The following is a 25,296-nucleotide window of genomic DNA, read 5'->3' as shown; positions in this document are numbered from 1 at the left end:
CCCTGACACACTGGGAAAATGCTGGAGACGTCGGCGCGACTGCTGCGCCTGCTGTCGTTGCTGCAGACACGGCCGGACCGGGCCGGCGCGGAACTGGCCGAACGGCTCGGCGTGGCGGCACGCACCGTGCGTCGGGACGTGGAACGGCTGCGCAGCCTGGGCTATCCGATCCACGCGATACCCGGGGTGTCGGGCGGTTACCGGTTGGGCGCGGGGGCGCGGATGCCGCCGCTGCTGCTGGACGACGAAGAGGCCGTGGCGGTCGCGGTCGGCCTGCACACCGCCGCCGGGAGTTCGGTGGTCGGGATCGAGGAGGCGTCGGTGCGTGCGCTGGCCAAGCTGGAGCAGGTGCTGCCCTCCCGCCTGCGGCACCGGGTCGGCGCCCTTCGTTCCTCCACTGTCACCATCGGCGACGACGAGCCGTCGGTGCCTCCCGATGTGCTGACCGTCATCGCCGGCGCCTGCCGTGCCAGTGAGCGGCCGCGGTTCGACTACGTCCGCCACGACGGGGCCGCGAGCCTGCGCCTGGTCGAGCCGCACCGCCTGGTGTCGTGGAGCCAGCGGTGGTACCTCGTGGCGTGGGACACCGAGCGGGACGGCTGGCGCACCTTCCGCGTGGACCGGATCCGGCCGCGGCCTCCCACCGGCCCCCGCTTCACCCCCCGCGACCCGCCCGAGGGCGACGTCGCGACCTACCTCTACCACCGCATCGGATCGGTCATGTGGCCGATCCAGGCGCGGGTGCTGGTGCACGCCCCCGTCGAGACCGTGGCCGGGCAGACAATGGGGGTGGTGGAGGCGATCGACGAGCACTCGTGCCTGCTGCGGGTCGGGGGCGAGACGGTCCCGCTGCTGACCGCGTGGATCGGAGTGATCGACGCCGACTTCGAGATCCTCGATCCCCCGGAGTTCGCCGAACACGCGCGCCGGCTCGCCGAGCGCTACCGGCGGGCGGCCGCCAAGCGGCCGCCCGCCGCCGAACCACAGTGACCGGTGAGGGACAGGAACCCGGGTCCACGCGGAGCTTCCGGGGCCCCCTCCAGCAGCGCCGCGGGGCCGCGACCGTGGTCCGCACGTTCGAGAACGGGGTTCTCGTCAGGGGCGGCGAAGCGGGGAAACACTCGCTCCCCCGGCATGAAAAGAGGAGGCGGGCCCGCTCAACGCCACCCCCAAGGCGGAGCCGGGCCCTGCCTCCGTTGTTCCTCTGCCCACCCCGCACACCGCTAACCAGTAAAAATGGCAAAACCTGAGTGATCCGGCCCGCCCTCCGCAACGCGCACACGCGTCCTCAGAGAGACGTTCGCGCCCCCTCCGCGAAGGGCATGCGGCAGCCGGGCGTGGTGCCATGAGATGAGGCGCCCCCCGCGCAATCCTGGTTCCCATCAGACCGAAGGAGCAGGGGTGGCCAGGAAAGCCAGCGGGGACGCCTCCGGCAGGGATCCTCTGCCGGTGGCGCTCATCACGCTGACGGCCATCACGGGGGTGGTCGACGCCGTCAGCTACCTCGGATTGGGTGGGGTCTTCACCGCCTTCATGACCGGCAACCTCCTCTTCCTCGGATTCGCCGCGGCCGGTGGCGGCCTCGAACCCGCCGCGTCTCTCACCGCCCTCGCCGCATTCGTGCTCGGCGCGAGCGTCGGCAGCCGTATCGGGGCGGCCATGGCGGCGGAACGGCGACGGTGGCTCCTCACGTCCGCCGCCACCGTATCCGTCCTGATCACAGCGGCGGCACTGTGCGGGCTCGGTCTACAGCCTGTCGCGGAGTCCCCGAGCCCCCGGCACTACGCGGTGATCGCTCTCACCGCTGCCGCCATGGGAGTGCGCAGCGCCACCGTCCGGCGCCTCGGTGCGCCCCTGAACACCACCCTCGTCACGTTCACGCTGGTCTCCCTGCTCATGGACTCCTCCCTCGGCAAGGGCACCGGCCATCCCGAGCAGAAGCACCGCCTCCTGGCCGTGATCGCGGTGTTCGTGGGCGGAGCCATCGGAACCCTGCTGCTGCAGGTAGGACTGACGCTTCCGCTCCTCGTCGCAGCAGCGGGCAGTCTCGGCACGATAGCCGTTTACCTGGCCCACCCCGCGTCGAGGCGGCCGCCCACGTAACGGCAGAGCGCAAAGCCCTGCTCGCCGCAGCGCCCCGCCCGGATCGGCCCCTCCTCCCGGGGGCGAAGCTCTCGGGCCTCGCCCCCTTTGCCCGCTTCACATGCGGCGGGGCTCGCACGGATGCGGGGAACGGACGGTCTCGGACAGCAGTGGGCCGCTCCGCCCAGGGCGGAACGGCACCGGTGTCACGGAGAGGCACCGGGAGGCAGGCCGGCCGCGGATCCGTCGCCGGTCTCGGACATGCGCAGCCGGCGCCACCCGGTCACCCACCGCTGCACCTCGTCCTGGTTGCCGCCGCAGGCGGAGACGAACGCCATCAGCACCACGAACTTCGGCAGCTCGTCGCCGGTAAGCGCGGCGTGGAAGGTTGAGCGCGGCACGGCACCGCCGCAGAACCGCTCCAGCTCGCGGTAGGACCAGTCGCCCGACCAGGTCCGGAACCGGCGCATCGCCTGGACGAACTCCGCCGGGGTCTGCGCCTCCAGCGGGTTGGGGCGCTGGTCGTAGCCCTCCAGATCCTCGATCGTGGGGGGCCGCACCGGCGCCCCCTCCTCAGAGGTCTCCGTACCGCTGCCGGTCGTGTCCGAGCCGAGCCGACCGGGGGAACACGGTTCGGCTTCCTCGGAGGCGGGCGCCATGCGCACCCAGCCGTAGACATGGCCGTCGGAGCCGCGGCGCAGATGGTGGGGCGGGGCGTCGGGCGCCGGCCGGTAGACCGTGGGGCGGTGCACCCGCCCGCGCAGTGAAGCGTTGGGGCCGCTGGGCTCCAGCAGGTCACTCTTAGGCACGGAGGACCTCCCTCCCAGCGGGCAGGCCAGGGCGGACGGCCACGGCCACCGCACGAGCGGCGGCGGGCCGTCCTGCAGAGTGGGGGGCGCGGATACAGGTCACGGTTTTCCTTCCGGGCTGAAATTGTTTCGACCTGGGTCTCTGGCGCTCCCGGCGTGTTGAAACGGTGGTACGGGAGAGAGGATCAAAACGCCGGATTAGCGCTTGCGGGAAACGTACCCGAGCTCCGCGGCGGCCAGAAGCGCATCCGGCGGGCATCCGCGTCAGGGTGTCCCGAACAGGGGGATACGCACAGAATACGCGTTTTCCTCCGATTGCGAGGATTGGGGTTTCAGTAGCGGCCCGCGTTGTCCGGAAGCGTCCAGGAACATCTGGGACCGGCCGTTCGGATTTTCATACGTCCGGCAGAGTTAACGCGGTGACCTGTCGGGGATTACCATTCGCAGGAAACGTCGTTTCCTGGGAATCTCCTGAGGAACTTCCCGTATTCCGGATTACGGTCCGGCCGTGTCCGGTCCGGATGGAGTTGTCTACGACCTGGGCATCCCGCCCCAAGCGAGGCGGGACGGCGCCACAAAACCGGGAGGAGAAGGAGAGACTCCGAGCGGCGGCCGCGGCGCCGACTCCACGTGGCGGCACCGGGCCAGCCCCTCAGCGGCCCGGTGCCGCCTCTTCGCCAAGGACGGCTACCGGATCAGGGCCGTATGCGGGGCGGCCGCGGCGGACGACTCAGGACGCGGACACGGCCCGCTAGCCGAGGACGCGGTCGAGGTTGAATGCGGCGCTGATCAGCGCGAGGTGGGCGAAGGCCTGGGGGAAGTTGCCGAGTTGTTCACCGGTGCGGCCGATCTCCTCCGCGTAGAGGCCGAGGTGGTTGGCGTAGGTGAGCATCTTCTCGAAGGCCAGTCGGGCCTCTTCGAGGTGTCCGGCGCGGGCGAGCGCCTCAACGTACCAGAAGGAGCAGATCGAGAACGTGCCTTCGCTGCCCTGCAGGCCGTCCGGGCTGGCCTGGGAGTCGTAGCGGTAGACCAGCGAGTCGGACACGAGCTGCTCCCTCAGTGCGTCCAGTGTGGACAGCCACTTGGGGTCCGTGGGAGAGACGAACTTGGCCAGTGGCATCATGAGTACCGCGGCGTCGAGGACGTCGCCGCCGTAGTGCTGGACGAACGCGTGCCGCTTGTCCGACCACCCGCGTTGCATGATCTGGCGGTAGATCGTGTCGCGGACGCGGCGCCAGCGGGTTAGGTCGGCGGGCAGCCCCCGGCGGGTGGCAATACGCATGGCACGTTCGATCGCCACCCAGCACATCAGCCGGGAGTACAGGAAGTTCTTGCGGCCGCTGCGGGTTTCCCAGATGCCTTCGTCGGGCTGGTCCCAGTTGCGGCAGACCCAGTCGACCACGGCGACCACCCTGTCCCAGAGGTCGCTGGAGACGGGTGTGCCCCACTTGTCGTAGAGGTAGATGGAATCGATGACGGCCCCGTAGATGTCCAGTTGGAGCTGGTCGACCGCGGCGTTGCCCACCCGGACCGGAACAGAGCCCCGGTAGCCCTCCAGGTGCGCCAGTTCGTGCTCGGGGAGTTCGCTGCGCCCGTCGATGCCGTACATGATCTGCAGCGGGCCCGAGGAGTCGGCGCAGCCGCGGACATCGATGCGCTCGGACAGGAGGTCCATGAACGCCGCGGCCTCTTCGGTGAATCCCAGCCGCAGCAGGGCGTAGAGGCAGAACGCGGCATCGCGGATCCACACGTAGCGGTAGTCCCAGTTGCGCCCACTCCCGATACTCTCCGGCAGGCTCGTCGTCGGAGCGGCCACGATCGCCCCGGTCGGCGCATAGGTGAGCAGTTTCAGTGTCAGCGCGGAACGGTGCACCATCTCCCGCCACCGGCCCCGGTAGCGGGAGGCGGACAGCCAGCGCCGCCAGAACCGCACCGTGGCGGCGAACTCGTGCTCTGCCTCGGTCAGCGGGCACGGCCGGGGCGCCACATTGTCGCCGACCTGATCGAGGGCGAACACGGCGGTTTCGCCTTCGTTGAGTTTGAACGCCGCCCACACGTCAGGGCCGTCCTGCTCGAGCGGCACGCTGGTGGACAGCGCCAGGACCAGCGACTCCGACTCGAAGACCGCCTGGCGGTTGTCGACGCGCAGCGTGTGCCGCCGCCTCGCGTAGTCGAAGCGCGGGGCGACCCGAGCGCGGAACGGCAGCGATCCCCGAACGCACACGACCCGACGGATCAGCCGGTGCCTGCCGGCCTCGCGCGGGTCCTCGGCGATCGGCATGAAATCCTGGATCTCGCCGACCCCGTCCTCGGCGAAGAACCGGGTGATCAGCACATTGGTGTCCGGGAAGTAGAACTGCTTGGTCTTCGCGGGCACGTCGGCGGCCAGCTCGAAGGCCCCGCCGTGGTCGGCGTCGAGGATCGAGGCGAACACGCTGGGCCCGTCGAAGCGCGGGCAGCAGTACCAGTCGATCGTGCCGTTCGTCCCCACGAGCGCCACGGTGCGCAGATCACCGATCAGCCCGTGGTCGGCGATCGGCGGATACCGCGAAGCGTCCGCCGCGGGTCGTTGGGTCGCCGCCACAGCCACCTCCCGACCTGGCTCGCTCGTCCCGTGCGCCCGGGAACACCGCGCGACCTCCCCGGTCCTCCGCAAGGCGTACCGGCGCCGACTCTGAACTCTCACCTTATTTCCGTCCCCGGCCCCCCCACCACTGATTGCGCCACTCTCAGAATCCGGGTGCCGCGGTGTCCGCACGGCCTGGTGTTCGGGTCAGACCCATCGGAGAAGCCACCACACATCCTCACTGTCAGTCGTCGCCACCAGGGCGAGCGGCCGCCTGTGGAATCGCAGGCCAGGTGGGTCCTGCTGGTCAGGCCGCCCTACCTTTCTGTGTGGGGCCCGATCGGTTGCGACGATGGGCCGGGCGACGGCGGAGTCAGCCGACACCGGCCAGTCGATGTCGCCGGCCGCGAAGGTGCCGTCCTCGGCCCAGCGGCGGAAACAGGTGCGCAGCGTGGCCCGGGACCCGTAACGCCCGGGTGCGTCCCGCCGGGCCGTCCCGGCCCGGAACTTCCACACGATCCCGTTGAGGCCTCTCCGGTCGTCCAGCCGCTTGCGGCCCTGCGCGGTCACGGGCAGCGGCGGCCGGACGAACTCCCATTCCGCTCGGACAGTTCACGACGACGTACCACCCGGCCATGATCCACCACGCAAGATCGTTCGACGGAAGGCCCTAGCCGGGTCGTTCGGGTTGGTGTTCTGTCTTGGGGCGGGCGCGGAGGTGTGCGCGTTCGCCCTGCCTGCCGAACAGGCTGAGGAACTCGACCGGTTCGGCGTCGGCGGCGCCGAACCAGTGCGGTACGCGGGTGTCGAACTCGGCGGCTTCGCCCGGTGAGAGCACCAGATCGTGTTCACCGAGGACGAGCCGCAGCCGTCCGTTGAGGACATAGAGCCATTCATAGCCCTCGTGGGTCTGTGGATCGGGTTCCCTTGGGCGGCTGCCGGCCGGGAGCACGAGCTTGTACGCCTGGATGCCGCCGGCCCTGCGGGTCAGGGGCAGCATGGTCATGCCGTGACGGGTGACCGGGTGCAGGTGGATGCGCGGGTCGCCGGTGGGTGGGGCGTCGACGAGTTCGTCGAGCGTGACGCCGTGGGCTCTGGTCAGGGGAAGCAGTAGTTCGAGGGTCGGCCGGCGGTCACCGGTCTCCAACCGGGACAGGGTACTCACCGAGATGCCGGTCGCGGCCGACAGGTCGGCCAGCGTGGTTTCGCGCTGCTGGCGCAACGCGCGTAGCCGGGGTGCGACCGCGCCGAGTGCCTGGTCGAGGTCGTTGTCCATGCCGCCAGTTTGCCATATCGGCAACAAAGTTTGCGGCAATGGAGGGTGGGCTCGCATGATTGCCGTGGAGGTGGTCACGGTGACCGATCAACTGAGAGACGGCTATGACGTGGTGGTGGTCGGCGGTGGCGCTGCGGGGTTGAGCGGGGCGCTGATGCTGGCTCGGGCGCGGCGGTCGGTGGTGGTGATCGACGCGGGCGCTCCGCGCAACGCCCCGGCCGCGGGTGTGCATGGGCTGCTGGCCCGGGACGGGATCGGGCCGGTCGAGTTGCTGGAGCGCGGTCGGGCGGAAGTCCGCGGCTACGGCGCTCAGGTGGTGCCCGGCGAGGTCGACGCCGTGGCTCGCGAGGACAACGGGTTCGCGGTGGCACTGGCCGACGGCCGGACGGTCCGTGCGCGCCGGATGCTGGCGGCCACCGGGCTGACTGACGAGCTGCCGGACATACCGGGGCTGCGGGCCCGGTGGGGCCGGGATGTCGTGCACTGTCCGTACTGCCACGGTTGGGAGGTCCGCGACCGGGCCATCGGTGTACTGGCCAATGGGCCGCTGGCGGTGCACCAGGCATTGCTGTTTCGCCAGTGGAGCGCCGATGTCACGCTCTTCTCCCACACCATGGCGCCGCCGGCCGGCGAGGAGGCGGAGCAGATGGCTGCCCGCGGCATCAGCGTGGTGGACGGCGAGGTGGCGGCCCTGGAGATCGTCGAGGACCGTCTCGTGGGAGTGCGGCGGGGCGACGGCACGGTGGTCAGCCGCGAGGTGCTGGCGATCTCCTCGCGGATGGCGGCGCGCACAGGCTTCCTGGCGGCGCTCGGACTGCGGCCGGCGGAACATCCGGGGGGAATGGGTGAGCACATCCCCTCCGACGCGACCGGCCGTACCGAAGTGCCCGGGGTGTGGGTCGCGGGCAACGTCACCGATCTGGCCGCCCAGGTCGGTACCGCCGCGGCGGCGGGCGCTGCCGCGGCGGCCCAGATCAACGCCGACCTGGTCGCCGAGGACACCCGCCAGGCGGTCGCCGCCCACCGGGACCCGCTTACCCGAGTCCGAAGCGCGTCTGGTGAACAGGTGACGGGCGGCCGTCGCCACGGCAGGTGAATCACGGAGGGAAATCGTGTCCGAAGAATTCGGCAAGGCGTACTGGGAAGAGCGGTACCGCGGCCATACCGCGATCTGCGGCAGGCGGCCCAACCCGCAACTGGCGCCGGAGGCCGGGGATCTCGCACCCGGCACGGCACTGGACGCGGGCTGCGGCGAGGGAGCCGACGCATCTGGCTCGCCTCGCGCGGCTGGCGGTGACGGCGGTGGACATCGCCACCACCGCGCTGCGCCGCGCGCGCGAGCACGCAGAACCCCTCGCCGCCGGCATCACGAGCCGGATAGACTGGGTACAGGCCGACCTGACCGGCTGGACGCCCCCCGAGGAACACTTCGATCTCGTCTCCACCCACTACGTGTACCCGGCGGCGTCGCGCGCGGCACTGTTCCGCCGGCTGGCGGCATCGGTCGCACCGGGCGGCACGCTGCTCATCGTCGGCCACCACCCATCAGGCCCGCAACACGCCCCGGCACCGGACGTGTACTTCACGGCCGAGGAGATCGCGGCCGGTCCCGCCCCGACCGGTGGGACATCGCCATCGCCGAGGCCAGGGCCCGATCGGCCACCGGACACGACGGACACGAGACCACCCTTCGCGATGCCGTCCTTTGAGCCCGCAAGCGCGTATGACCCGCGGACAGGACAACAGAACATCGGACGGTCTTCCGGCCGAGCCCACCCGTTACACGGTCGCCGACGCCGTGTATGCGTGGCTGAAGAGCGGCCTACGTGGACGCGACTCGGGCACCGTCGACAACTACCGGATGCTGGCGGAAAAGCACATAATCCCCGCATTGGGTAGCTACAAGCTGCGCGAATTGCGGGCCGATGATGTGGACGGCTGGCTTGATGACAAGTCCGAGGAACTGAGCACGCGCACGCTGCGCCTGCTGTATTCGATTCTCAACCACGCAGTGAAGCACGCCCAGGCGCGCGACAAGGTGAAGCGCAATGTGGTGGCGCTGTGCGACGTGCCCGAGGGAAAAGCCGCGGGGCGCCCCTCGAAGGCGCTCACGCTAGCTCAGGCCAGGGCACTGCTGGCCGCCGCCGAGGAATTCCGGCTCTACGCCTATGTGGTGCTGTCGTTTTTGATCGGGGCGCGCACCGAAGGACTGCGGGTGCTCACCTGGGATCACGTGGAACTGTCCGGCGATACGCCCTACATCGCCGTATGGCGCTCGGTACGCGCCGGCGGCGACACCAAGACGCGCCGCTCCCGCCGCACGCTGGCACTGCCGAGGCGCTGCGTGGTGGCGCTGCGCGTGCAACGCAGCCGCCAGGTGGCCGAACGCCGCGCCGCGGGGAAGGCGTGGCAGGCCACCGACCTGGTGTTCACCTCGAAGGTCGGCACCGAACTGGACGCGCACAACGTCCGCCGAGACTTCCGCCGCGTGGTCAAGCGCGCCGGCCTGACGCCAAAAGAGTGGACGCCGCGGGAGTTACGGCACAGCTTCGTCTCGCTGATGTCGGACTCTGGTGTGCCGCTGGAGGACATCGCCCGGCTGGTCGGCCACAGCGGAACGTCAGTCACCGAGGCCGTCTACCGCAAGCAGATCCGGCCTGTTATCACCGGCGGCGCCGAAGCCATGGATGGCATCTTCGACTAGCCATCGCGGGGCGCCGTGCCATTGCTACTCCTCAGGTGGCGCGGCACGGCGCTTCCATTCGTTGTAGCGCCACTCCAGCGCTTCTCTGTGCGGGAGCTGAGCCAAGTCACGCAGATGAGGCGTGATGATGCCCAGGTCAGCGAGCGAATGGCCATCGCGGGGGACGACCACGTCCAACGTCTCCGGATCGATGCCGAACAGGTTCGCATCGAAAGCCCGGTGCAAAGCCACGTTGAGGGGCAACCCATTACGGGGATCAGACGTGCCGTTCATCGCGTGTGGGATGAGGTGCGCCGCTTCGATCATCTGCGGCACCGTCACTCCCGACAACGGACAACGCCAGCCATAGCGCTTCAAGACCCTGAGTTTAAAACGGTTCTGATCGGGGCGCTCCGTAACAGCGCGCTGCTTCTTGCTTTGACGCGTGGCCATGGGCTCAAAGGGCTCTTCATCCGATCGGTCCTCGGTGATGAGCGAAGCGGGCGGTTCGTCGCCGTAGTTGATCAGGAACAACTTACTGGCGTCATCCCAGCCGCCGACCCAGCCGAGTCGCACGGCGCGCACGGACGAACGAGGGGTTGGCTTTGTGATGACGAATATGGGGAGCTGGAGCGATCCGGCTGCTTGGGTAGCTGCCACCTCGCTGCGATCCCGCCCGACGGGACGTTTCGTCACTGGATAGTGGTAGAAGATGCCGTCCTCAGAGAGCTCATCCGGGTAGTGCACTCCCGTGTGAAGGATGCCAACGGTCACGCCCTCAGTGAAGAATTTGGACGTGCGCTGGGTGTCAACCCAGACGCCTTGTGCTCCTCCATAGGCACCGAATGCGCGCAGAGTCGCTGGCTCCACCTTGTCGAGATCCTTGTGGGTGGCCCGGAGGTGGCTCCAGATGGCGAGTCGCCAGACTCGCTCCTCGTCGACCGTGGACGTCTCGCGGTCTAGCACGGTAAATCCCATGGTTTCCATAGGAGCGTTCGCGTGCTCCTTACCACCGCTGAAGTCTTCCTGGCTTCGCTCGGGGAATTGGGTTCGGTACGCAACACCGGCGATCGCCTTGGCCTCATACAGCTTTCCGTTGTGCTGCAGGAAGTAGCGCCTGGCCGTTCCGAACTGAGATTCCTCTAGGAAGGCGTCGCGTCCAAACTCGTCGTAGCGCGCGAGAGCGTGCAGGACGGCGGTGCGGTCGGTCAGGTCCTTAATGCCCATGCGGCTCCTCTGCGGATGGGGGGAGACATTGAACCTAGGGCACCGCTGCGACAGCTCGGGGGCGCGTGAGGAAGGCCGAGCATGATACTTCCGGCCGAGCGAGTAGGGGCGGTGCAGCCGCCGGCGAGTGACGTAGGGACCCCGTTTGGCTCCCACAACGCCAGAAGGGGTGCCATCCATCGGATGGCACCCCTTCTGAGCTGCTTGTTCCTCTGTCGGGACGGCGGGATTTGAACCCACGACCCCTTGACCCCCAGTCAAGTGCGCTACCAAACTGCGCTACGTCCCGGCGCCGCCCGGGCGTTCTTGCCCGGCCAACGAGTATGACTCTATCGCATTCTCCAGGCTGTTCGTGACAGCTTTTCCGGCACGAATGCGGTCAGCCCGGGCGGATGCGCCTGGGGCGGAACAGGTCACCAGTTGCCTCGTTCCGCCCCGGCCGGGCCGGCCGCCTCGCGCTCCGGAGGTCAGCGCGCCCCTTCCAGTTCGTCCAGGTGGGCGGCCGCGGCTTCGATCTCGTCCTCGCTGAAGACGCTGATGCCGTGGTCGAGCAGCACCTGCGCCGTGACACCCGGCCCGGGGACGGTCATGCCGGTGAAACCGCCGTCGTAGACGCGGTGCAGACCGCACGAGGGACTGGACTCCTTCAGCAGGGCCATCCTGGCCCCGTGTGTTTGCGCCGTGGCAAGAGCGGCGTGGGCACCGGCGAGAAAGAACCGGGTGACATCGGCGCCCTGCGGAGTACGCATGCGAGCATCGCCCCGCAGCACGGCCCCGGCCCCCTTGGCCGACTCGATCTCGGCCGGCGGCCGCGGAACGGGAAGCCCGCCCGCCACTTCCGGACAGAAGACCACGAGCCGCCCCTCGGAGCGCCACCGCTCGACGATGCTGTCCTCCACCGTCTTAGCGCGGCCGTCGAAACGCACACGCTTCCCCATCAAACAGGCGCTGACCAGGACCCTTTGCATACCCCCTCCTCCTTCATCGCGCTCTGACCTGCAATTTTATCGAGAACCCGATGTTCGTCCCAGGGTGGCTGTCTTCACAACCCCGGGACCGCCCAGTGTGCTCGCCTTATCAATCGGTGGTTCACATCACGCCGAGACAAAGGAAGGGCCGGGATTTCGTAACGGGGGTCCTGTGGTTGCTACGCGAGGTGTCCCGCACGAGGGGCATTCCCGGCGCCGTTCCATCGCTCGACCTCCCTAGGTGCCACCCCCCTTTTTTCAACTCCCGTCTGTTGTTCCTTCCTGCCTTCTGGAGTACCAGTGAGCCTTGTCGATGTGCGTCCTCGCATGCCGGTCCGCCGCCCCTCTGCGGCGCCCGCATCCTCGCCGCACCCTCGCCGCTCCGTCGTGCTGCTCGTCTTCGTGCTAGGCGTGCTCTCCGCCACCAGCTCGCTGGCCACAGACCTCTACCTCCCGGCGTTCCCGGAAATCGCAGCGGACCTGAACGCGGCCGAGTCCCAGATCCAGCTGACGCTCACGGCCGTCATGGTCGGGCTCGCCCTGGGCCAGTTGGTGCTCGGCCCGCTCAGCGACCAGTGGGGGCGCAGGCGCCCCCTGCTGATCGGCATGGCGGTGTTCACCGCCACCTCGTTCCTGTGCATGACGGTCACCTCGGCGGAGATGTTCAGCGCGCTCCGCTTCGTCCAGGGGGTCGCGGCGGCGTCGGGGATGGTGATCTCGCGGGCGGTGGTCCGCGACACCTTCAGCGGTGACTCCGCCGCACGCTTCTTCTCCCGGCTCGTGCTGCTCGTCGGCCTCGCCCCGATGCTGGGCCCGATGCTCGGCGGCCAGCTCCTGCTGGCCGGCTCCTGGCAGCTCATCTTCGCCGTACTCGGGCTGGCCGGACTGGCCGGGGTCGGCCTGGTCTTCTTCGGGCTGCCGGAGACCCTGCCTCCCGAGAACCGGCGACGGCAGGACTTCGCCGTCATGCTGCGCACGTTCGCGCGCATGCTGCGCGACCCGCGTTTCATCGCCCCTTCCCTGACGATGGCGCTGAGCTTCGCTATGACCTTCACCTACATCTCCGCGTTCTCGTTCGTCTCGCAGGAGGAGTTCGGGGCGACACCCCAGCAGTTCAGCCTGATCTTCGGGATCAACACTCTCGGCATGATCCTGGGCAACCAGTTCAACGTGGTCCTCATCGGGAGGATGCACACCTCCCGGCGGCTGTACGCGGGCCTGTTCGGAGCTCTCTTCTCCGTTGTGCTGCTCGCCGGACTCGGCTTCAGCGGGAACGCGGGCCTGGTGTCGGTCACCGCGGTGCTCTTCGTGATGATGTTCTGCACCGGGCTCATCTCGCCCAACGCCACCACGCTCGCCGTGGCCAGCCAGCCGGCCTCCGTCGCCGGCACCAGTTCGGCGCTGCTCGGGACACTGCAGTTCGCCCTGGGCGGCGTCCTCGCGTCCGCCGCCGGCCTCACCAGCACGGGTGAGGCCACGCTGGCCAGCATGATCCTGGTCATGCTCGGCACCGCGGTGGTCGCCACAGGCATCTTCGTCACCGCCGCCGTGCGCGGGCACGCGGAGTCCGCGATCTGACCGTCCGGGGCCCCGTTCCCCGCGGAGAGGGAATACACGGCGGCCCGCACCGGGGGTTCCGGTGCGGGCCGCCGTACGCCTGCGACTAGCGGTTCCAGTCGGGGCGGACGCTGCCCTTCGACGCCTTGCCCCCGCCCTTCTTCTCCCGGATGCGCATGCTCAGCTTGATCGGGGACCCTTCGAAGCCGAAGTCCTCCCGCAGCCGGCGTTCGATGAAGCGCCGGTAGCCGTCCTCCAGAAAGCCCGTGGTGAAGAGGATGAAGTGCGGCGGGCGGACGCCTGCCTGCGTGGCGAAGAGGATCTTGGGCTGCCGTCCGCCGCGCACCGGCGGGGGCTTGGCCGCCACGAGCTCCTTGAGCCAGCCGTTCAGCCGCCCCGTCGGGATACGGGTGTCCCAGCTCGCCAACCCGGTTTCGATCGCCGGGACGAGCTTCTCCATGTGCCGCCCGGTCTTGGCGGAGATGTTCACCCGCGGAGCCCAGGAGACGCGCGAAAGCTGGCGGTCGATCTCCTTCTCGAGGTAGTACCGGCGCTCCTCGTCGAGGGTGTCCCACTTGTTGAACGCCAGAACCAGCGCCCGGCCCGCCTCGACGACCTGCTCGACGACGCGGATGTCCTGCTCCGCCAGCGGCTCGCTGACATCCATGAGCACGACGGCGACCTCGGCCCGCGCCAGCGCCGCGGTGGTGCGCATGGTGGCGTAGTAGTCGGCGCCCTGGAGCGCGCGGAACCGGCGCCGGATCCCGGCGGTGTCGATGAACTTCCAGGTCTTAGCGCCCAGTTCGATGAACTCGTCCACGGAGTCGCGGGTGGTTCCGGCCACCGGGTCGACCACGACACGGTCCTCCCCCGCGACCTTGTTCAGCAGGCTGGACTTGCCGACGTTGGGGCGGCCCACCAGCGCGATCCGGCGCGGGCCGCCCTCCTCGTCGAGGCCGCCGCCCTCCGGCTGTTCGGGGAACGCCGCCAGCACGGCGTCGAGCAGGTCGCCCGAACCCCGCCCGTGTATAGCGCTGACGGGGTAGGGTTCACCGATGCCGAGGTTCCACAGTGCCATGACCTCGGGCTCCTGCATCTCACCGTCGACCTTGTTGGCCGCGAGCACCACGGGTTTCCCAGCCGCACGCAGCACCCGCGTCACGGCCTCGTCGGCGTCGGTGATGCCGACCGTGGCGTCCACGACGAACAGGACGACATCAGCGGTCTGGGCCGCGTACTCGGCCTGGCGGGCCACCATCGCGGCGAGCCCGCTGACGTTGATGTCCCACCCACCGGTGTCGACGAGCGTGAACTCCCGCTCCCGCCACGACGCGTCGTAGGCCACCCGGTCCCGTGTCACTCCGGGGACGTCCTCCACGACCGCCTGGCGGCGGCCGATGATCCGGTTCACAAGGGAGGACTTGCCGACATTGGGCCGCCCCACGACGGCCACCACCGGTTTGACGGCGGTCTTCTCGTCCTCGCCGGGCGCTTCGGCCGGGGCGTATGTGCGCTCACTCATCGAATACGTCTTTCTCCTGGTGGCGATGGCCCCACGCGCCCAGGACGCGTGCCGTGGGGCCAGCTTGTTCTCGGTGCACCGCGGGCACGGTGCGGTACCGCGCTCAGAGCACGCCGACGCTGCGTGCGGCCTCGCCCTTGGCCTCGTCGACCAGTTTGGCGACGAGGGCGACGACCTCGTCCAGGGAGAGCCCGGTGGTCTCCAGCTCCATCGCCTCTTCGGTCCGGGTCAGCGGGGAGTCCGCGCGGCTGGAGTCGAGCAGGTCGCGCCGCGCCAGATCGGCCTGGGTCGCCGCGATGTCACTCGTCCGTACTTCCCTGCTGCGCCGCTGGGCGCGCGCCTCGGCACTGGCGGTCAGGTAGATCTTGACCTCGGCGTTGGGAGCGACGACGGTCGTGATGTCGCGGCCTTCGACGACGATGCCCCCCGATTCGCTCCGGGCCTCGGCGATGATGTCGCGCTGGAGGGCGACGAGCCGTTCGCGCACCTCGGCCACGGCGCTGACGGCGCTGACGTTCGCGGTGACCTCCTGGGTCCTGATCGCCCGGGCGACATCGGTACCGTCCACTCGGACGGCGGGTGCCGACGGGTCGGTGCCCATGGTGACGACCGGGCGGGAGCACGCTGCGGCGACGGCCGCCGCGTCGGTGGTGTCGATGTCGTTCTGCAGCATCCACCACGTCAGCGCCCGGTACATCGCCCCGGTGTCGAGGTACCTCAGGTCGCGCGCTTCCGCCGCTCCCCTGGCCGTGCTGGACTTGCCTGACCCGGACGGACCGTCGATGGCGATGACGATCCCTTCGGCGGGGTCGTCCCCGCTCGCGCGGGGAGCGGACCGGTCCTCGCCGGCCGCGGCAGCCCGAGCGTTGCCCTGCGCGCTCACGTCGGTTCTCTCCTCCGGGGTTCGGTTCCATCTCTTCTCAACGAAACAGGGTACAGCCGCGCCATAGGGGGCCGGCCCGGTCCGCCCTTTCAGGCGTGCACCGACCAGCCTGGTCTGCCAGGACACGCGCCAGATCGGTGACGGCTCCCGGCAGCACGTAGAGCTGGGCCACACCGACGGGCAGTCCCGGGCTGTGATCGATCCGGACGTCTTCGATGTTGATCCCGGCGGCCCCCACGGCGGCGAACAGCCGGCCGAGCGAGTCGGGCTCGTCGGGGATGACGACGGGCAGTACCGCATAGTCGGGGACACGCTGCGCGCCGCGTTTGCCCGGGATCCGGTCATGCCCTCTGCGGCCGCGTTCCAGCAGGTCGTGCACGGTTTCCGTGGTGCCGTCCCCGGCGGCGCGCAGCGCGCGGGCCGTTGCCGCGAGGTCGGTGGCGATCCCCTCCAGGACCTCAGCGACCGGTGCGGCGTTGTTCCGCAGGATCTCCAGCCACATTCCCGGATCGCCGCCGGCGATGCGGGTGACGTCCCGCACCCCCTGTCCGGCCAGCGCCAAGGCGCTGTCGTCGCCGCCGATCATCCGCGCCGCGACCGCGGACGCGGCGACATGGGGGGCGTGCGAGATCAGGGCGACGGCACGGTCATGCGTGGCGGCATCGAGGGTGAGCGGCTCGGCGCCGCAGAGCCTCGCCAGTTCGGTCGTCGTGGCGACCGCCCCCGGATCGGTCTTTCCCGTGGGGCACAGCGCCCAGGACCGGCCGAGGAAGAGGTCAGCGCGGGCGGCGCTGGGGCCGTGTTTCTCTCTGCCCCCCATTGGGTGACCGGGCACGTAGGTGGCGAGGTCGCAGCCGAGGCGGGCGGACTCGGTGACCACGCCGTCCTTGACACTGGCGCAGTCGGTGTAGACGTGGGCCGCCCCCCGGTCCTGAAGATCACGCAGGACAGCGGGGATGGCGGCGGGCGGTGCCGCGACGACCGCTACGTCGGCGGGGTGATCCAAGGCGTCGAGATCGAGGACCGTTCCCGCCCCGAGATCGCAGGCCAGCCGCAGGGACGCGGCGTCGGGATCACCGAGTGCCACCTCGACGCCGCGTTCGCGCAGCGCCAGCGCGATGGACGTCCCGATCAGCCCGGCGCCCACCACGATCGCACGCTGGATCATCAGGTCGTTTCTCCCCGTTGTCCTGGCCAGACCGGTGGTTCCCTCCAGCGTAAGGGACCCGCGCATAGCCCGGGTCAGGACCGGGCTACCGCCTTCTCAATCCGGTCCAGCTGGGACCGGATCCCCTGCAGGTCGGTGCCGAGCCCGCGGACGTGGTCCTCGAGGACCCGCCTGATGAGCACGATGGCGCGGACCCCTTCCTGCTCGGCCTCTGACTTGAGCCTCTCCACGACGTAGGCGGGCAGCCGCAGGGACGCGGTGACCATGGGTTGAACCCCGCCCGGCTCGCTGTCCTGCTTCTCCAGGGGTGTCTCGGACGAGCCGTTCCCAGGAGTGGTCGCACGCAACTCCGGCTGGGACACAGAACCTCCGTTGAACTTGGTCGGATCGCCCCGAAGTGTTCCGGTGAACACGGGACCGTACGCGAAGCTTAACGCCCCTGTGTCATGACCCGCTGGCGTTCCGTGAGATCCGGTGGCCCGAGGACGCCCACCGCTGTCCCGCCGCCTCGCCTACTGCGCGATGTCCAGGCGCAGTGCCTGCGCCCCGCGCAGGTAGACGTGCTGCAGCTCCGACTTCGACCTGTCGGTCTCGACGTGCGCCATGAGCCGCACCACCCTCGGCAGGCCGTGCGGGACGGCGATCTCGGAGGCGCACATCAGCGGGACATCGGTGAAACCGAGCTTGCGCACGGCCAGCGCCGGAAACTCCGAGGTGAGATCGGGGGTAGCGGTGAAAATCACGCTGATCACGTCGTCGACCGCCAGCTCGTTGCGCCGGATGACCTCGGAGACCAGCTCGGTCGTGGCATCCAGGACGAGCTCACGCTCGTCCGCCTCCACCTGAACCGCACCGCGAATCGCTCGTACCGCCACGTATCGCCCGTCCTTCTCAGTACTCGGTCGCACCCTTAGGCCTCCGGGCCAGGAGGCTACATCCCGGCGGCGGTGTAGAGCTCACTGACTTCCTTCGCCGTCAGCGCCCGCACCGTCCCCGGCTTCAGCGCGTTCAGCCCGATCGGACCGATCTGGGTACGCGCGAGCTCGGAGACCGGGTGGCTCACGGCGTCCAGCAGCCGCCGCACGACATGCTTGCGGCCTTCGTGCAGCTGCACCTCCACCAGCGCCTTGGGGTGCAGGTTCTCCACCACCCGGAAGGAGTCGACCTTGACGGGGCCGTCGTCCAGTTCGACGCCTTCGCGGATCGACTTGACGACGCTGCGCGGCACCGGGCCCGGCACCTTGGCCATGTAGGTCTTGACGACCTTATAGCGGGGATGTGTCAGGCGGTTGGCCAGTTCACCGTCGTTGGTGAGGAGGATCAGGCCTTCGGTATCGGTGTCGAGGCGGCCGACGTGGAACAGGCGCTCCTCGGTCTGCCCGGCGTAATCGGCCAGGGTGGGGCGCCCCTCGGGATCCCACATCGTGCTGACGACGCCGCGAGGTTTGTTCAGCGCGTAGTACAGCAGGTCGGGGGCGGTGGCCACCAGCATGCCGTCGACCCGGATCTCCGAGGTCTGCGGATCGACGCGGGCGCCGAAGCGGCGCACGGTCTGGCCGTCCACCGACACCCGGCCGGCCGCGATCATCTCCTCACTGGCCCGCCGGCTGGCCACCCCGGCCTGGGCGAGGGCCTTCTGCAGCCGGATGCCGCCGGGGACGTCCTGGTAGGTGTCGCGCTCCTCGTCGGAATGGTCGTCGTCGCGCGGGTCGTACTCGGCCCGCAACGTTTTCAGCCGCTCGCGCGCCGCGATCGAGAGCTGGTTCTCCGCCTGGCGCTTGCTGCGGTGGTCGGATGTCTTCTCCTTGGAACGGGGAGACCGTTCGGGGCCCTGGTCGCCCCGGCGCGTGCCGGGGGACGAACCGCGGTCGCCCTTGCCGCCGCGGCCGTCGCGCCGGTCGCGGCCATCACGGCGGTTACCGCCGCGTTCCTTGTCGTTTCCGGAGCGCTCCGAGCCGCGGTCCTCCCGCTGCTGCCGGCGCCTCCTGTCGCCGGAGTCGGCGCCGCGCTCACCGCGCGGTGCGGATCGACCGCGCTCACCGCGCTGGTCGTGGGCGTCCCGCTCACCGCGGGACTTGGGGTTCTTACGTGGTGCGTTCACCGGTGTCGTCTATACCTTCGATGTCGTCAGGCAGGAATGGTGCGAGGTCGGGAAGTTCGTCGAGGCTGCGCAGACCGAGACGTTCCAGGAAGTAGGTCGTGGTACGGAAGAGCAGCGCTCCCGACTCCGGATCCTGCCCGGCCTCTTCGATCAGCCCTCGCAGTACGAGGGTACGCATAACGCCGTCACAGTTCACACCGCGCACGGCCGAGACCCTGCCGCGCGAGACCGGCTGGCGGTAGGCCACGACCGCCATGGTCTCCAGGGCCGCCTGGGTCAGCCGCACCTCCTGGCCCTCCTTGAGGAAGTGCTCGACCACGTCCGCGCACTCGGGGCGGGTGTAGATCCGCCACCCCTCGGCGACCTGGCGCAGGTCGAACCCGCGTCCCTGCTCGGTGTACTCGCGCGACAGCTCCTCAAGGGTGTCCGTGATCGTCTGCACGTCCCGGCCGAAGGCGCGCGCGAGATCGTACTCGGCGACGGGCTGGTCGACCACCATCAGCACCGCCTCCAGGTCGCGCCGGAGAGTGTCCTGCGCCCCGCCGGTGCCCGGCCGCGGTTCGGGCGTGTTCTCCCCCACGCTCACGTCTGCTCCCCGTTCTCCTCGTCGCTCTTCGCCCGGTCGTACTCGTCGGCCACCGCCACCTCGCCCTCGGTGCTGCCGATCCACGTCACGACCAGTTCCCCGAGCGGTTCGGGCTGGTCGAACTCGACGTTGGCGGCCCGGTACAGCTCCAGGAGCGCGAGGAACCGGGCCACGATCTCGAAGGTACCGGTGCAGTCGGCGGTCAGCTCCGCGAACGTCAGCCTCCCCTGCTCGCGCAGCGCCCGCACCACCGCCTGGCCCTCCTCTTGCACCGACGTCCGAGGCTGGTGGATGTGGCTGACGGGGACACTCGGCGGCTCCTTGGGCGTCAGCGCCCGCACCGCCAGCGCGGCGAACTCCTGCGGCCCGAGCTTGATGAGCACGTCCGGCCGCGCCTGGGCGAAGCGCGGCTCCAGCGAAACCGCGCGCGGGAAACGCCGCCCCTGCGAGCCCAGACGCTCCGAGAGCAGCGCCGCGACCTCCTTGTAGGCGCGGTACTGCAGCAGCCGCGCGAACAGCAGGTCGCGGGCCTCCAGCAGGGCGAGGTCGGCCTCGTCCTCGATCTCCCCGCGTGGCAGCAGCCGCGCCGCCTTCAGGTCCAGCAGCGTGGCCGCCACCACCAGGAAGTGACTGGCCTGATCCAGGTCCCACGCCTCACCGTGCGCGTTGATGTGGGCGATGAACTCGTCGGTGACCTTCGACAGGGCAACCTCGGTGATATCCAGCTTGTGCTTGGAGATCAACCCCAGGAGCAGGTCGAAGGGGCCCTCGAAGTTTTCCAGGTGCACCTGGAAGCCACCCTCGGTGGTCTCCTCCTCGGTGCTCATGCCGCGAAGGCCGGGATGTGTACGGTCATGGCTCTAGTGTGTGCCACCCATCGGCCCATGCCTGTTCACTCATCCACGAGCCGCTGCACCAGCAGGCTCGAATCGCCGTGCTCCTCGAAATCGGCGAGCAGCACCGCCACAGCCTCGCGGACGATCCTCCCCCGGTCGGCGGCGAGGCCGTGATCGGCGCGCAGCGTCAGCCGGGTCTGCTCCAGCGCGAGAAGTTCCGGCGCGGAAATGTACACCGTGATCTTCTCGTCGTGGCGCTGCCGACCGCTGGGCTGCGGCGCGTGCGGCTTCTTCGCCCCCCTCTTCTGCGACGTCGGCGACGCCGAAGAGGAGGCGGCCTGGACCGCCGATTGCTCCGGAGGCGGTTCGCTGTGCGGGGCTGAGGGTGCCGGCTCGGGCTCTGTGGAGTCGGACGAGCGGAAGAACAACTCGTCCGCACCCGGCAGGGTCACACGTCGTGACCGCTGTTTGGCCACCTAGCCAGCACCTCCTTAGCCAGTTCCCGATACGAGTTGGCACCCGCCGACGCGGAGTCGAACCGGGTGATGGGCTCCCCGGCGACCGTGGCGTCGGGGAAGCGGACGGTCCGGTTGATGACGGTGCCGTACACCTTGTCGCCGAAACCGTCGATGATGGTGGAGAGCACCTCCCGCGCGTGCAGCGTGCGCGGGTCGTACATGGTGCCCAGGAAACCGTCGATGACCAGCCTGTTGTTCAGCCGCTCCTGAACCTTCTGGATGGTGTCCATGAGCAGCGCGACACCGCGCAGCGCGAAGAACTCGCATTCCAGGGGCACCACGACGCCGTCGGCCGCGGTGAGCGCGTTGACCGTGAGTAGGCCCAGCGACGGCTGGCAGTCGATGAGCACGACGTCGTAGTCGTCGACCACCGGCTGCAGCGCGCGCGACAGCATCTGCTCCCGGGCGACCTCCCCCACCAGCTGCACCTCGGCCGCCGACAGGTCGATGTTGCTCGGGATCAGGTCCAGGCCGTCGATGTCGGTCTTCAGCAGCACGTCCTCGACCCCGACGTCGCGCTGCATCAGCAGGTTGTACACCGTGAGGTCGAGCTCACGCGGGTCGAGCCGGCCGAGGCCGACCGACAGGGCACCCTGGGGGTCGAAATCGACGAGCAGCACCCGTCTTCCGTACTCCGCTATGGCCGCGCCGAGGTTGATGGTCGTGGTGGTTTTACCAACCCCACCCTTCTGATTACACAGTGCTACGATCCTGGCCGGCCCGTGCTCCTCCAAGGGTTCCGGTTCCGGGAATTCTGGCTTTGATCTCGTGGCTAGCAGTTCCGCCCCCGTGCTGCGCGTTTCCCCCCATGGGCTGCCCGCCGGCCCCTCAGGCGGCTCCTCATCGACAGGGGGCTCCCCCGTCTCCGGGCCCTCGTAATCCGACCAGCTCACAACCCTTGACCTCCCTACGGACCGGCCATGACCGGGAATTTTCGACTTCACCGGTTGACCGGCCGTCGGAAAAACTCAATATGTCGACAGCAACGTATCGTCGTGCGGCGACTCTAGAACGCCGGCGCCGCGAGATTCAACGCGACACTCTGCGTGGCGATAGCACCTCCGTTGACGGTGCCGCCTTGCGCTGCTGTTTGTCCAGCCTTTAACCCGTTGATCACGGAGTTTCCAGCGGCGCAGCGCCCCGGCTTCCGCCGTGGGAGGAAGGGCGGCCCACGCACCCCCGCGGCCGCACGGCACCGGCGCCCCGCTCACCGCGGCTTCGCGGCACGGGCGCGGGGATGGCTCGCCCCGTACACCTCACGAAGCCGGTCAGCTGTGACCAGCGTGTACACCTGGGTCGTGGTGACCGAGGCATGGCCGAGGAGTTCTTGGACGACGCGGACGTCGGCGCCGCCGTCGAGCAGGTGGGTGGCGAAGGAATGCCGCAGCGTGTGCGGGGAGATATCGCTCAGCCCCGCCCGCTCCGCGGCCGTGCGCAGGATCGCCCACGCGCCCTGGCGGGTCAGCCGGCCGCCCTTCGCATTGAGGAAGAGAGCGGGGGTGCCGCGCCCGCTCAGGGCCAGGGCCGGGCGCGCGCGGACGAGATAGGCGTCGACGGCGCGGCGGGCGAAACGCCCGATAGGCACCAGTCGCTGCTTCCCGCCCTTGCCGCGAAAGCGCACGGCGCCGATCCCCTCGACGTTCCCGCCCTCGTCCCCCGCGGCCGCGCTGAGAGACTCGATGTCGTCGACATCGAGCCCAACGGCCTCGGAGATCCGTGCTCCGCTGCCGTACAGCAGCTCCAGCAACGCGCGGTCACGAAGCGCCCGGTGGCCGCCGCCCCCGGACTCGGCGGCCGCCAGCAGCGCTTCCAGCTGCTCCAGGGAGACCGCCTTCGGCAACGGGCGCGGTGGCGCCGGGGGCCGGACCTCCCGGGCGGGGTCCCCCGCCGTGACCCCCTCCCGCATCGCGAACCTGTGGAGCCCGCGCACGGTCACCACGGCGCGTCCGGCCGAAGCCGCCCCGAGGGGCTCGTTGTCGGCGTCTCCCTCACGCAGCGCCCGCAGGAAGCCCGAGACGTCGTTCTCCGCCACCTCGGCGAACCCGGTGCGGCCCCTGTCGGTCAGGAACGCCACGTACCGGTACAGGTCCCGCCGGTAGGCGCTGAGCGTGTTCGCGGCCAGGCCGCGCTCCACGGCGAGGTGGTCGAGATAGCGCTGCACGACCGGCAGCAGTCCGGGGGCCGCATCGCCACTGTCCGGCACCGGGTCATCCCACCGGGCGCAGGGAGGCGAATCCGTCCCGCGCGGCGACGGAGGCGGCGAGAACACCGGCGACGGTGGCGCCGTTGCGCAGCCGACCCTGCATCACGGCCGTCACCGCGTCATCGAGCGGCAGCCACGCGGCGGGCAGATCCGCCTCCTCGTGGACACGCTCGAAGCCGATCTCTGCGGCCGGAACCTCCGTGAGGCCGCGGGCCAGGAAGACCTGGATCCGCTCGGTGGAGAACCCCGCCGACGGGAAGAAGTCGGTGAGCTGGTACCAGCGCTCGGCGCGGTACCCGGCCTCCTCCAGCAGTTCGCGCTGCGCGGTGTGGACCGGCTCCTCCCCGTCCTCATCGCGTACTCCGGCAGGGAGCTCCCAGAGCCGGTGGCCCACCGCGTGGCGGTATTGGCGGATCAGCAGCACCCGGTCGGAGTCGTCCAGCGCCAGCGCCACCGCCGCGCCCGGATGTTCCAGCAGGTCGCGCTGCACCACCTCTGGGCCGTGCGCCCCCGGCATGCGCACCCAGTCGGTGCGCATGCCGGTCTTGGCGCCCCTGTAGCGCTCGGCGCTCTTCTCGACCGGCCAGGATTCCGGATGGTCGGCGATCTCTTCCCGGGTCCGGCTCATCGCGCGGCGCCCGCACGGTCCAGCGCCGCCGAGACCAGACCGGTGAACAGCGGATGGGCACGGGTGGGCCGGGAGCGCAGCTCCGGGTGGGCCTGCGTCGCGATGAAGAACGGGTGCTCCTCGCGCGGCAGCTCCACGTACTCGACCAGCCTGCCGTCGGGCGACAGGCCGGAGAAGACCAGGCCGCCCTTCTCCAGCTGGGCCCGGTAGGCGTTGTTCACCTCGAAGCGGTGCCGGTGCCGCTCGGACACCCGGGCCTCCCGGTAGACCTCCCGGGCGATGGAGCCCTCGGCCAGCTCGGCCGGGTAGAGGCCGAGCCGCATCGTGCCGCCCATGTCGCGCTCCCCCGCGACGACGTCGGTCTGGTCGGCCATGGTCGCGATGACCGGGTGCTTGGACTTGTCCTCGAATTCGGCACTGTTGGCGCCGTCCAAGCCGACGACGTGCCGCGCGTACTCGATGACCATGCACTGCAGGCCCAGGCATATGCCCAGCAGCGGGATCTTGTGCTCGCGGGCGAAGCGGACGGCGCCGAGCTTGCCCTCGATACCGCGCACCCCGAATCCGCCGGGGATCAGGACACCGTCGACGTCACCGAGCTCGCGGACCGCCCCGTCCTCCGTCGCGCAGTTGTCGCTGGCCACCCACCGCAGGTTGATCCGGGTGTCCTCGGCGAAGCCGGCCGCGCGCAGCGCCTCCGTCACCGAAAGGTAGGCGTCGGGCAGGTCGACGTACTTGCCGACCAGAGCGATGGTGACATCGTGCTTGGGCCGGTGCACGCGGCGGAGCAGGTCGTCCCACTCGGTCCAGTCGACGTCGCGGAAGGCCAGCCCCAGGCGGCGGACCACGTAGGCGTCCAGCCCCTCGCGGTGCAGGACCTTCGGGATGTCGTAGATCGAAGGGGCGTCGGGGGTGGAGACCACGCCGCCCTCCTCCACGTCGCACATGAGGCTGATCTTGCTCTTCAGGCTCTGCGAGATGGGGCGGTCGGAGCGGCACACTATGCCGTCGGGCTGAATACCGATGCTGCGCAGCGCGGCCACCGAGTGCTGGGTCGGCTTGGTCTTGAGCTCACCGGAGGGGCCGAGGAACGGCAGCAGCGACACGTGCAGGAAGAAACAGTTGTCCCGGCCGATCTCGTGCCGGATCTGGCGCACGGCCTCCAGGAACGGCTGCGACTCGATGTCGCCCACGGTTCCGCCGATCTCGGTGATCATGATGTCGACGTCGGCCGCCTCCATCGCGTAGATCCGCGCCTTGATCTCGTTGGTGATGTGCGGGATGACCTGCACCGTGTCGCCCAGATACGCGCCCTGGCGCTCCTTGGCGATAACACTGGAGTAGATCTGGCCGGTGGTGACGTTCGCCGAGGCCGACAGCTCGGTGTCGAGGAAACGCTCGTAGTGGCCGATGTCGAGGTCGGTCTCGGCCCCGTCGTCGGTCACGAACACCTCACCATGCTGGAAAGGGTTCATCGTGCCGGGGTCGACGTTGAGGTAGGGGTCGAGCTTTTGCATCGTGACCCGCAGCCCGCGCGACTTCAGCAACCGCCCGAGGCTGGAGGCGGTCAGACCCTTCCCGAGACTGGAGCGACGCCGCCGGTGACGAAGAGATGTTTGGTGCTCGCGGCGGTTGCCAAATGATGCTCCCGTGGTCGTATGGCTACGGATCGCCCGGCTGAGG

At 69.6% G+C, this 25,296-nt stretch carries 21 protein-coding genes, 1 tRNA gene and 4 pseudogenes; 6 read left to right on the top strand and 20 right to left on the bottom strand.

All coding sequences use genetic code 11. From position 1 onward, the window contains the following. Positions 1-18: 18 nt before the first annotated feature. Together VS93_RS18645 and VS93_RS18640 are read left to right on the top strand one after the other, a co-directional pair. Positions 19-990: a helix-turn-helix transcriptional regulator gene (locus tag VS93_RS18645; protein WP_046471183.1), complete on the top strand. Its 972-nt coding sequence runs from the start codon at positions 19-21 to the stop codon at positions 988-990. Positions 991-1,401: 411 nt separating this feature from the next. Beyond that, the gene (locus tag VS93_RS18640; RefSeq protein WP_046471182.1) at positions 1,402-2,103 is read left to right on the top strand and encodes a YoaK family protein; all 702 of its coding nucleotides are present in this window, start codon (positions 1,402-1,404) and stop codon (positions 2,101-2,103) included. Positions 2,104-2,288: 185 nt separating this feature from the next. Here the strand turns inward: VS93_RS18640 and VS93_RS18635 are convergent, their stop codons facing one another. The 4 genes and pseudogenes from VS93_RS18635 to VS93_RS18620 form a co-directional block, all read right to left on the bottom strand. Then, the gene (locus VS93_RS18635) at positions 2,289-2,891 is read right to left on the bottom strand and encodes a helix-turn-helix domain-containing protein (protein ID WP_046471181.1); all 603 of its coding nucleotides are present in this window, start codon (positions 2,889-2,891) and stop codon (positions 2,289-2,291) included. A gap of 751 nt (positions 2,892-3,642) precedes the next feature. Next, positions 3,643-5,475 (bottom strand): glycoside hydrolase family 15 protein, encoded by a 1,833-nt coding sequence (locus tag VS93_RS18630; RefSeq protein WP_236700607.1) that lies wholly within the window; start codon positions 5,473-5,475, stop codon positions 3,643-3,645. A 189-nt stretch (positions 5,476-5,664) separates the two neighbouring features. After that, positions 5,665-6,048, bottom strand: a pseudogene (locus VS93_RS33475) (transposase); the annotation flags it as partial. A gap of 79 nt (positions 6,049-6,127) precedes the next feature. Further along, the gene (locus VS93_RS18620) at positions 6,128-6,733 is read right to left on the bottom strand and encodes a helix-turn-helix domain-containing protein (protein WP_046471179.1); all 606 of its coding nucleotides are present in this window, start codon (positions 6,731-6,733) and stop codon (positions 6,128-6,130) included. 55 nt (positions 6,734-6,788) lie between these two features. On the opposite strand from VS93_RS18620, the gene VS93_RS18615 reads away from it, so the two are divergent. From VS93_RS18615 to VS93_RS18610, 3 genes and pseudogenes are all read left to right on the top strand, one after another. Next, the gene (locus VS93_RS18615; protein WP_173434327.1) at positions 6,789-7,829 is read left to right on the top strand and encodes an NAD(P)/FAD-dependent oxidoreductase; all 1,041 of its coding nucleotides are present in this window, start codon (positions 6,789-6,791) and stop codon (positions 7,827-7,829) included. After that, a pseudogene (locus VS93_RS33085) lies at positions 7,826-8,203 on the top strand (class I SAM-dependent methyltransferase); the annotation flags it as partial. The gene VS93_RS18615 and the pseudogene VS93_RS33085, both read left to right, overlap by 4 nt. 253 nt (positions 8,204-8,456) lie before the next feature. Then, positions 8,457-9,437 carry a site-specific integrase gene (locus VS93_RS18610; RefSeq protein WP_052745849.1) on the top strand — a complete coding sequence of 327 codons (981 nt, stop codon included), beginning with the start codon at positions 8,457-8,459 and terminating at the stop codon, positions 9,435-9,437. A gap of 24 nt (positions 9,438-9,461) precedes the next feature. Here the strand turns inward: VS93_RS18610 and VS93_RS18605 are convergent, their stop codons facing one another. The 3 genes from VS93_RS18605 to VS93_RS18595 form a co-directional block, all read right to left on the bottom strand. Beyond that, a complete protein-coding gene (locus tag VS93_RS18605; RefSeq protein ID WP_201776676.1) occupies positions 9,462-10,643 on the bottom strand; it encodes an HNH endonuclease in 1,182 nt (393 codons plus the stop codon). 215 nt (positions 10,644-10,858) lie between these two features. Further along, positions 10,859-10,932: transfer RNA gene (locus VS93_RS18600), tRNA-Pro, on the bottom strand. A 178-nt stretch (positions 10,933-11,110) separates the two neighbouring features. Next, complete coding sequence (locus VS93_RS18595; RefSeq protein ID WP_046471178.1) at positions 11,111-11,611, bottom strand: DUF523 domain-containing protein; 501 nt, start codon at positions 11,609-11,611, stop codon at positions 11,111-11,113. 300 nt (positions 11,612-11,911) lie between these two features. Here VS93_RS18595 and VS93_RS18590 point away from each other — a divergent pair, with 300 nt between their 5' ends. After that, positions 11,912-13,189: a multidrug effflux MFS transporter gene (locus tag VS93_RS18590; protein WP_394298832.1), complete on the top strand. Its 1,278-nt coding sequence runs from the start codon at positions 11,912-11,914 to the stop codon at positions 13,187-13,189. An 85-nt stretch (positions 13,190-13,274) separates the two neighbouring features. On the opposite strand, the gene der is transcribed toward VS93_RS18590, so the two are convergent. From der to VS93_RS18525, 13 genes and pseudogenes are all read right to left on the bottom strand, one after another. Continuing rightward, positions 13,275-14,690 carry a ribosome biogenesis GTPase Der gene (gene der / locus VS93_RS18585; RefSeq protein ID WP_046471176.1) on the bottom strand — a complete coding sequence of 472 codons (1,416 nt, stop codon included), beginning with the start codon at positions 14,688-14,690 and terminating at the stop codon, positions 13,275-13,277. Between the two features lie 103 nt (positions 14,691-14,793). Further along, positions 14,794-15,573, bottom strand: coding sequence for a (d)CMP kinase (gene cmk, locus VS93_RS18580; protein WP_046471175.1), 780 nt, complete (start codon positions 15,571-15,573; stop codon positions 14,794-14,796). 89 nt (positions 15,574-15,662) lie between these two features. Then, positions 15,663-16,741: pseudogene (locus VS93_RS18575) on the bottom strand (prephenate dehydrogenase). Between the two features lie 74 nt (positions 16,742-16,815). After that, positions 16,816-17,103: a hypothetical protein gene (locus VS93_RS18570; protein WP_156184914.1), complete on the bottom strand. Its 288-nt coding sequence runs from the start codon at positions 17,101-17,103 to the stop codon at positions 16,816-16,818. A 150-nt stretch (positions 17,104-17,253) separates the two neighbouring features. After that, positions 17,254-17,616, bottom strand: a complete 363-nt coding sequence (gene aroH, locus VS93_RS18565; protein WP_046471173.1) for a chorismate mutase — start codon at positions 17,614-17,616, stop codon at positions 17,254-17,256. 56 nt (positions 17,617-17,672) lie between these two features. Next, positions 17,673-18,842, bottom strand: coding sequence for a pseudouridine synthase (locus VS93_RS28375; RefSeq protein ID WP_082127004.1), 1,170 nt, complete (start codon positions 18,840-18,842; stop codon positions 17,673-17,675). After that, positions 18,826-19,428 carry an SMC-Scp complex subunit ScpB gene (scpB, locus tag VS93_RS18555; RefSeq protein ID WP_082127003.1) on the bottom strand — a complete coding sequence of 201 codons (603 nt, stop codon included), beginning with the start codon at positions 19,426-19,428 and terminating at the stop codon, positions 18,826-18,828. Before scpB ends, VS93_RS28375 begins: the two co-directional genes overlap by 17 nt. Beyond that, positions 19,425-20,255: a segregation and condensation protein A gene (locus VS93_RS18550; RefSeq protein ID WP_046471171.1), complete on the bottom strand. Its 831-nt coding sequence runs from the start codon at positions 20,253-20,255 to the stop codon at positions 19,425-19,427. The genes scpB and VS93_RS18550 overlap by 4 nt, the downstream gene beginning before the upstream one ends. A gap of 65 nt (positions 20,256-20,320) precedes the next feature. Further along, positions 20,321-20,740 (bottom strand): hypothetical protein, encoded by a 420-nt coding sequence (locus VS93_RS18545; protein WP_236700606.1) that lies wholly within the window; start codon positions 20,738-20,740, stop codon positions 20,321-20,323. After that, the gene (locus VS93_RS18540; RefSeq protein ID WP_046471169.1) at positions 20,713-21,675 is read right to left on the bottom strand and encodes a ParA family protein; all 963 of its coding nucleotides are present in this window, start codon (positions 21,673-21,675) and stop codon (positions 20,713-20,715) included. The genes VS93_RS18545 and VS93_RS18540 overlap by 28 nt, the downstream gene beginning before the upstream one ends. Positions 21,676-21,989: 314 nt before the next feature. Then, positions 21,990-22,985 carry a site-specific tyrosine recombinase XerD gene (locus tag VS93_RS18535; protein ID WP_046471168.1) on the bottom strand — a complete coding sequence of 332 codons (996 nt, stop codon included), beginning with the start codon at positions 22,983-22,985 and terminating at the stop codon, positions 21,990-21,992. A gap of 4 nt (positions 22,986-22,989) precedes the next feature. Beyond that, entirely contained in the window at positions 22,990-23,613 is a 624-nt protein-coding gene (locus VS93_RS18530) for an NUDIX domain-containing protein (RefSeq protein WP_046471167.1), read from the bottom strand. Further along, positions 23,610-25,252 (bottom strand): annotated as a pseudogene (locus tag VS93_RS18525) (CTP synthase). Before VS93_RS18525 ends, VS93_RS18530 begins: the two are co-directional and overlap by 4 nt. Positions 25,253-25,296: the final 44 nt, after the last annotated feature.

The organism is Allosalinactinospora lopnorensis (genome assembly GCF_000981225.1).
GTDB classification, from domain to species: domain Bacteria; phylum Actinomycetota; class Actinomycetes; order Streptosporangiales; family Streptosporangiaceae; genus Allosalinactinospora; species Allosalinactinospora lopnorensis.
This window is presented reverse-complemented; position numbering and strand designations above follow the sequence as displayed.

Bases quoted from the DNA above. Each gene is read 5' to 3' on its own strand.
- VS93_RS18645 (WP_046471183.1), top strand. From the start codon at position 19: ATGCTGGAGACGTCGGCGCGACTGCTGCGCCTGCTGTCGTTGCTGCAG.
- VS93_RS18610 (WP_052745849.1), top strand. From the start codon at position 8,457: ATGACCCGCGGACAGGACAACAGAACATCGGACGGTCTTCCGGCCGAG.
- VS93_RS18550 (WP_046471171.1), bottom strand. From the start codon at position 20,255: ATGAGCACCGAGGAGGAGACCACCGAGGGTGGCTTCCAGGTGCACCTG.
- der (WP_046471176.1), bottom strand. From the start codon at position 14,690: ATGAGTGAGCGCACATACGCCCCGGCCGAAGCGCCCGGCGAGGACGAG.
- VS93_RS18530 (WP_046471167.1), bottom strand. From the start codon at position 23,613: ATGAGCCGGACCCGGGAAGAGATCGCCGACCATCCGGAATCCTGGCCG.
- VS93_RS18615 (WP_173434327.1), top strand. From the start codon at position 6,789: ATGATTGCCGTGGAGGTGGTCACGGTGACCGATCAACTGAGAGACGGC.
- VS93_RS18620 (WP_046471179.1), bottom strand. From the start codon at position 6,733: ATGGACAACGACCTCGACCAGGCACTCGGCGCGGTCGCACCCCGGCTA.
- VS93_RS18595 (WP_046471178.1), bottom strand. From the start codon at position 11,611: ATGCAAAGGGTCCTGGTCAGCGCCTGTTTGATGGGGAAGCGTGTGCGT.
- VS93_RS18605 (WP_201776676.1), bottom strand. From the start codon at position 10,643: ATGGGCATTAAGGACCTGACCGACCGCACCGCCGTCCTGCACGCTCTC.